Consider the following 5,801-nt stretch of genomic DNA (forward strand, 5'->3'; position numbering starts at 1 on the left):
CATCAGTGATTTCAGCATTTCGGCCGCGACCAGGAGTATCAAAAATAGCATTTTCCGCACCACCATTTTTGTACTTTTTAAGGCAGAGTAATACGCTGTTACGATTGAGCCCAACCTTTTCAGCTATCGCATCTACAGATTCGCCATCAGCCTTTAGAAGAAGAATTCTTGCTCTTGATACGATTTGGGCCTGCATGGTTCTGGTGCGAACTATAGATTCAAAGTACTCACGATCATCATCAGGAAGAATAAGTGGTTGCGCTTTTGCCATACTGAAATCACCTCCAAAGGTTTTATATTATCAGTATAGCATATTGGTCTATTTATTTAAATTACAATCTACTAGTATCATGAGGATTGTGCTCCATACCAAGGTTTTCTATTAGTGGTGTCCAGTAGCTGTCTTTATAGTTCCTGTAGGTGAATTTTTTGTTGTCATCTGTGTGAAGAAGGTATTCACAGTCAGAGGATTCATACCAGGCTTTGTAGAATGGGAGAACCTTATCTGCTATAGGAACCTTTCTGATACCATTTTCAGTTTTACTTAGTATCACATCGAAATACTGTTCTTCAAGATGAACATTTTTCTTTTCCAAATCCAGTAGTTCAGATATTCTACAGCCGTTGTAAATTAGCATCAGTACTGTCTGGTAGAACGGATCATCCTTGAGTTCCCATAGCCTGTCAATCTCAGCTTTTGAAAAGATATCTCTCTCGACCTTGTTTGGATTCTTGTCCTTATACTTGAGGATATCTACAAATTCGGAATAGTCCTTGTTACAGATATCGTTCTTAAGGGCATAATCGTAAAGCTGATTGAAAAGGACTTTGATCTTACGGAGTGTAGGATAATTCTTTCCGCAGGTATCAATGACATTCTGAAGCTCTGCCAGCCTTATATCTCTAAAAGTTTTGTTGTAAAGGGTGCCACATACGTTATATGAGGCTGTATACCCATGTACGTTGGATTTAGAGATGGCAGGATACTTTGCTTCAGACCAGGCATTATATACGTCTGTGAATGTCATTTTGGCTGCTTTTGTATCAAATGGATTCTGATGATAATCTGATAGCATTTGCAAGCCTTCCTGCTTGGTTTCAGCATATCCTATGACATTGTACGTCTGCTTTTTGGTACCTTTTTCCGGATCAATGGTCCATCCGGTGGTTACTCTTACCATATAGGGCTTTCTGCGTTTCCCGGACATTTTCATAACACTTCCATATCCGTTTGGTAATTTCAAGTATTATCGACCTCCTTTGATGCTCAGGTAATTTATGAAAAAGGGGATAGTCCCTTAATCACCTTTCTTATCGGGCAATGCTACATTTGCGTAGTATGCAAGTTCTGTTTCAAACCAGTGATTAAATCTATCTTCATTTGATAGGCCTTGTTCAAGGCTTTCTCGTTCATCTGCGTATCTTTCCAGAAAAAGGCAGAGATCTGCGTTGTTTTCTGCTATTTCATCGTTTCCCATGAATTTAAGGCTACAGCTCCACTCTTCAGTTTTTGGCGGGCGATTTACGTCTATATTGAAGTGAAGACCTGCTTTTTTATTTAATTCGTTTAGAACATAGAGGACATCTGAGAGAGTATCTAAAGTGATGTTCTTCTTCTGATATCCAATAAGTTCTGCCGGGGAGATATTAAGAATATTTGCGATCTCATTCAGTATACCTATTGAAGGTTCTATTTCACCGCTTTCATATTTCTGTACGGTACGCATAGTTTTGCCTAGCCTGTTAGCCAGTTCAGTCTGACTGAGGTGCTGAGCTTTGCGGGCCTGCTTAATTCTATTTCCAATATCAGATCCATTATTCATCGTACTGACCTCCTTGTATGAATTGTAACATGTGGTAATACGAATTGCAAGAACGTAATACGAATTATAAATACATATTATATATTGACAAATGAATTATTAAGACGTATTATCAAAATGCGAACTGATAATTCGTATTTTAAGCGGGAGGAGGTGAAAAAAGTATGGAAGACAAAAAGTTATATGTAGAACTGCCAAGATTTACCGGTAGAAATGTTCCTATAACCGAGGTCGCTGAGGCAATGCACAAAGATGCGCAGTTTGTAAGAATTGGAATCCAACAGGGAATATTCAAATTTGGATATGCCATGAAGAAAGAGAATTCCAGTGAATACAACTACTATTGTCCAGACAGAAAGGTGTGGGAAGAGATTGGATACTTTAGTCCAGAAGCAGTCTAAAAAGAAAAAACTCTCTTGCTGGTAACAAGAGAGTAAATGAAAAGCCGGAGCTTTTGTAAATTCGATTAAATAAAGTATAGCAAGGGTTCCGGCCAAGTTCAACAAAAAAGTAAGATTGGAGGAATCTAAATGGAAACAAGCAAACCAGAATTAAGGCTTATCCAGATGTCAGATGTAGAAGCTGAAGAAGTTTCCTGGCTATGGTATCCGTTTATACCATATGGAAAGCTTACTATCATTCAGGGAGATCCCGGAGATGGAAAAACAACTTTTGTACTAAATGCAGCAGCGAAGTTATCAAAAGGAATTTCGTTAGATACAGGTCTGCAGAGTGAGGAACCAATAAACATCATATATCAGACAGCAGAAGACGGACTGGCTGATACGGTAAAGCCAAGACTTGAAGGTGCCGGGGCTGACTGCTCCAAAATCCATGTGATAGATGAGAGTGATAAATCGCTATCAATGGTAGATGAGAGAGTTGAACAGGCAATCATAAGGACCGGAGCAAAACTCTTGATTATGGATCCACTACAGGCATATCTCGGAGGCGGAATGGATATGAATAGAGCTAACGAAGCAAGAGATATGACTAAGAAGCTGGGAGCTCTGGCGGAGAAGTACAAATGTGCAATCATCCTAATCGGACACATGAACAAAGCTTCCGGAAACAAGGCAGCTTATCGAGGGATGGGATCAATTGACTTCTACGCAGTAGCAAGAAGTGTCCTGCTGGTAGGAAGGATAGAAGGAGAACCGGAACTAAGGGCAATAGTCCAAATAAAGAACAATTTAGCAGCATTTGGACATTCAAAGGCCTTCAGATTATCAGAAAAGGGATTCGAGTGGATTGGAGATTATGAAATAACCGCAGACGAAGTTCTCGGAGGAATTGCACCGAAAGCGAATAAGCAGGAAAAGGCGATAGCTCTTCTGAGAGAATTGGCTGAAGACCATAATATGATCCCAAGTAACGAGGCAGTAGAACTGGCTAAAGAAGAGGATATATCAAAAAGAACTCTGGAAATAGCCAAAAACGAACTTGGAATAAAAGCCAGGAGAATCAACAATACCTGGTACTGGATATTGAAAGAGAACGAATGATAATCAAGACCGCAACAATGTAAGGTATCTGAAGTTACACTCTTAAGATTGTAAGGTTGTAAAAAGATAAAGACACTGCATTGTTGCGGACTAAAAGAAAGGGATGAATGAAAAACGTACAGATATCACAGGAATTATTTATAAGGCTGGTACGATTACTGGTCTTTGAGTTTGATGAAGATACTGATCTGATCAAAAAAGAACTTGAAGACAAGATGGAAAAACTAGCGCGGCATGAAATCTATTCAAAGTTCAAGACAGCACCCACAGAAGCGGAGAAAGAAAAAGCTCGTCAGGACTACCTCGACATGGTGGGAATGCACAAGGATTTTAGATGGTGATTTTCCTTGATGAATTAAACGGGAGCGTGACACGCTCCGGTAATAATCAGCCAAGGAATGAATGGTTTGACAGGCGAGCGGAGCGAGCTTCCCCATAACGTGTCGTTATGGGTAACCCCCTATGGATAATGACATTACACATCATTATCCGGGGGCTCTCCGAGGGGCCTGCCGGCGGCAAAAAAATAACGAAAGGATTTAGTTTATGATAACAGTAACATTTCACATTTCATGTAAGAAGCATTCGCTCACTAAAACAAGAGATGTGGTTTCGGTGAGTAAACACAATCTTCGATTATTTCAAAGTGAAGAGTATAACGAAGAAATGATCGAAGTGGAAGTCGGGAGTGAAGTAAATATTCTCGATGATGTAAAAGAGATTTATGAGAAGGAATTCTCAGAGGCACTGGCGGAATACAACAAAGGTAAAAGAAGTGACAGACAGATCCATGATTATCTGGAGTATGTATCCGAAAGTAAAAAGAATGATGTGGCTACTGAGGTAATTCTCCAAGTAGGGGATAAGGAATTCTGGGCAGATAAGACGAGAGAACAGTGGAATGCAATGAAGCCACTCTTGAGGGAACAGCTTGAATATGTAAAAGAGATAGTTCCGGAATTCAAAATCGCATCGGCAGTAACACACTTGGATGAGGATTCACCTCATATGCACGTAGTAGGAGTTCCGGTAGCAACAGGATACAAACGAGGATTAAGCAAGCAGGTGGCAAAGACAAAAGTATTCGACCAGAAAAGATTAGAAACGATACAGGATCAGATGCACGATTTTGTAGAACAGCAGATGAAAGACCACCCGGAGATTTTTGGAGATGAAACACTTAAGCCAAAAGAAAAAGGCAGGAATAGTGACTTCTCAAAAGAATTCTACTTAAGGCTAAAGCAGCAAGAATATGAAAAGCTGGAAGATAAGTGCCAGGAGAAGGAGACACAGATTGAAGCTTTGGATGATACGGCTAAAGAAATGAAGCAGGATATCGAAAGTAAGGTCGACCAATATGTGGACTCAGTAGTGAATTCGGAAATGAAGAAGGAATTCATGAGATACGCAACACTTGAAAATCCCAAGACTACATTGGGGAAAATAGTCTCAAAAGCCTTCAAAACATTCAAGGAGTGGTGGGACAAGACCAAGAAGCCTGAGATAGCTGAAAAGGCTAGGACAAGTCTCTTACAAAAGCTTAGAGAGAACCAGGCAATCGTAGATCAGAGGAAGGAACAGCAAGGTCCGAATCTCAAAAGGAATAATCTCAGTCCGGAGAGATGAATACTATGATAGCAGTAGGCAGGGGCGTGAAAACGCCCTTGTTTTATGTGGGTACATTGAATAGAATAAGGAATAGTGGTTATAAATTCAATCATACCAAAGAAGTAATGATTATATTCCAGCATAATCGACTAAAGGAAGGATGATAAAACCAAATGGAACTGAAGACAATAGAGTATAATCTGTCTGTTTGTAAAGTGACAGATATATCGGATATAGATCTGTCCTCGGATTTCTTTTTTATTGGAAAGACAGATGAAGAACTATCTCTTGTCTGCAAAACGGAAGATACGCCGCAGTATACGACCGAGCGTGACGATGGATGGAGAGGATTTCGTATTCAGGGAGTATTGGATTTTTCGCTTATCGGGATTCTCTCAAGACTTTCAGGGATTCTTGCAGAACACAAGATAGGAATCTTCGCTGTTTCAACCTATAATACGGATTATATCCTTGTGAAAGAAGAGAACTTTGAGCGGGCATTGGAAGTGCTGGCTTCTGAAGGGTATACAGTAGCATGAAATTTCAGTTTAAAATGTCGTAAGGGTGAATTTGAAGGGATAAAATATGTTTTTTGGTGTAGAAGATTTAAAGACAGATGAAATATTTTTAAAACTAACTAAAACATGTGAGGAACAACCTGAGAAGAGGTGGCTCCCGGCTTATTATTTGGATATTTGTTTAGTGGATGGAACCACGATTGGAAAATGCGATTTAAGGATAGGACACAATGACAAGACATATATTGGCGGCAACATCGGCTATGGAATTGATGAACCTTATCGCGGACACCATTATGCCGCCAAGGCATGTAAACTTCTGTTTCAACAGGCGAAGAAACATGGCT

9 protein-coding genes are annotated in these 5,801 nt (G+C 39.9%); 6 read left to right on the forward strand and 3 right to left on the reverse strand.

The annotated features are described in order from the left end of the window. The 3 genes from BMW61_RS21245 to BMW61_RS21255 all read right to left on the reverse strand — a co-directional run. Nucleotides 1–271 (reverse strand): helix-turn-helix domain-containing protein (locus BMW61_RS21245; protein WP_139176515.1); only part of this gene is annotated, 271 nt, incomplete at its 3' end. A gap of 61 nt (nt 272–332) precedes the next feature. Then, nucleotides 333–1,244, reverse strand: coding sequence for a tyrosine-type recombinase/integrase (locus tag BMW61_RS21250; protein WP_242876863.1), 912 nt, complete (start codon nt 1,242–1,244; stop codon nt 333–335). 54 nt (nt 1,245–1,298) lie between these two features. Beyond that, nucleotides 1,299–1,823 carry a helix-turn-helix domain-containing protein gene (locus BMW61_RS21255; RefSeq protein ID WP_051226447.1) on the reverse strand — a complete coding sequence of 175 codons (525 nt, stop codon included), beginning with the start codon at nt 1,821–1,823 and terminating at the stop codon, nt 1,299–1,301. A gap of 164 nt (nt 1,824–1,987) precedes the next feature. Between BMW61_RS21255 and BMW61_RS21260 the strand changes: the two genes are divergently transcribed. The 6 genes from BMW61_RS21260 to BMW61_RS21285 form a co-directional block, all read left to right on the forward strand. After that, a complete protein-coding gene (locus BMW61_RS21260; RefSeq protein WP_013280038.1) occupies nt 1,988–2,224 on the forward strand; it encodes a hypothetical protein in 237 nt (78 codons plus the stop codon). A gap of 129 nt (nt 2,225–2,353) precedes the next feature. Further along, on the forward strand, nt 2,354–3,328 hold the full coding sequence (locus tag BMW61_RS21265) for an AAA family ATPase (RefSeq protein WP_091826036.1): 975 nt from the start codon (nt 2,354–2,356) through the stop codon (nt 3,326–3,328). A 107-nt stretch (nt 3,329–3,435) separates the two neighbouring features. After that, a complete protein-coding gene (locus BMW61_RS21270; RefSeq protein WP_091826039.1) occupies nt 3,436–3,669 on the forward strand; it encodes a complexin-2 in 234 nt (77 codons plus the stop codon). Between the two features lie 274 nt (nt 3,670–3,943). After that, complete coding sequence (locus BMW61_RS21275) at nt 3,944–4,954, forward strand: plasmid recombination protein (protein ID WP_242876864.1); 1,011 nt, start codon at nt 3,944–3,946, stop codon at nt 4,952–4,954. A 155-nt stretch (nt 4,955–5,109) separates the two neighbouring features. Next, complete coding sequence (locus BMW61_RS21280; protein WP_091826044.1) at nt 5,110–5,475, forward strand: ACT domain-containing protein; 366 nt, start codon at nt 5,110–5,112, stop codon at nt 5,473–5,475. 46 nt (nt 5,476–5,521) lie between these two features. Beyond that, nucleotides 5,522–5,801: GNAT family N-acetyltransferase (locus BMW61_RS21285; RefSeq protein WP_330388575.1), on the forward strand; the 280-nt coding region annotated here is incomplete at its 3' end.

It is taken from the genome of Butyrivibrio sp. ob235 (assembly GCF_900109475.1).
GTDB lineage: Bacteria > Bacillota > Clostridia > Lachnospirales > Lachnospiraceae > Butyrivibrio.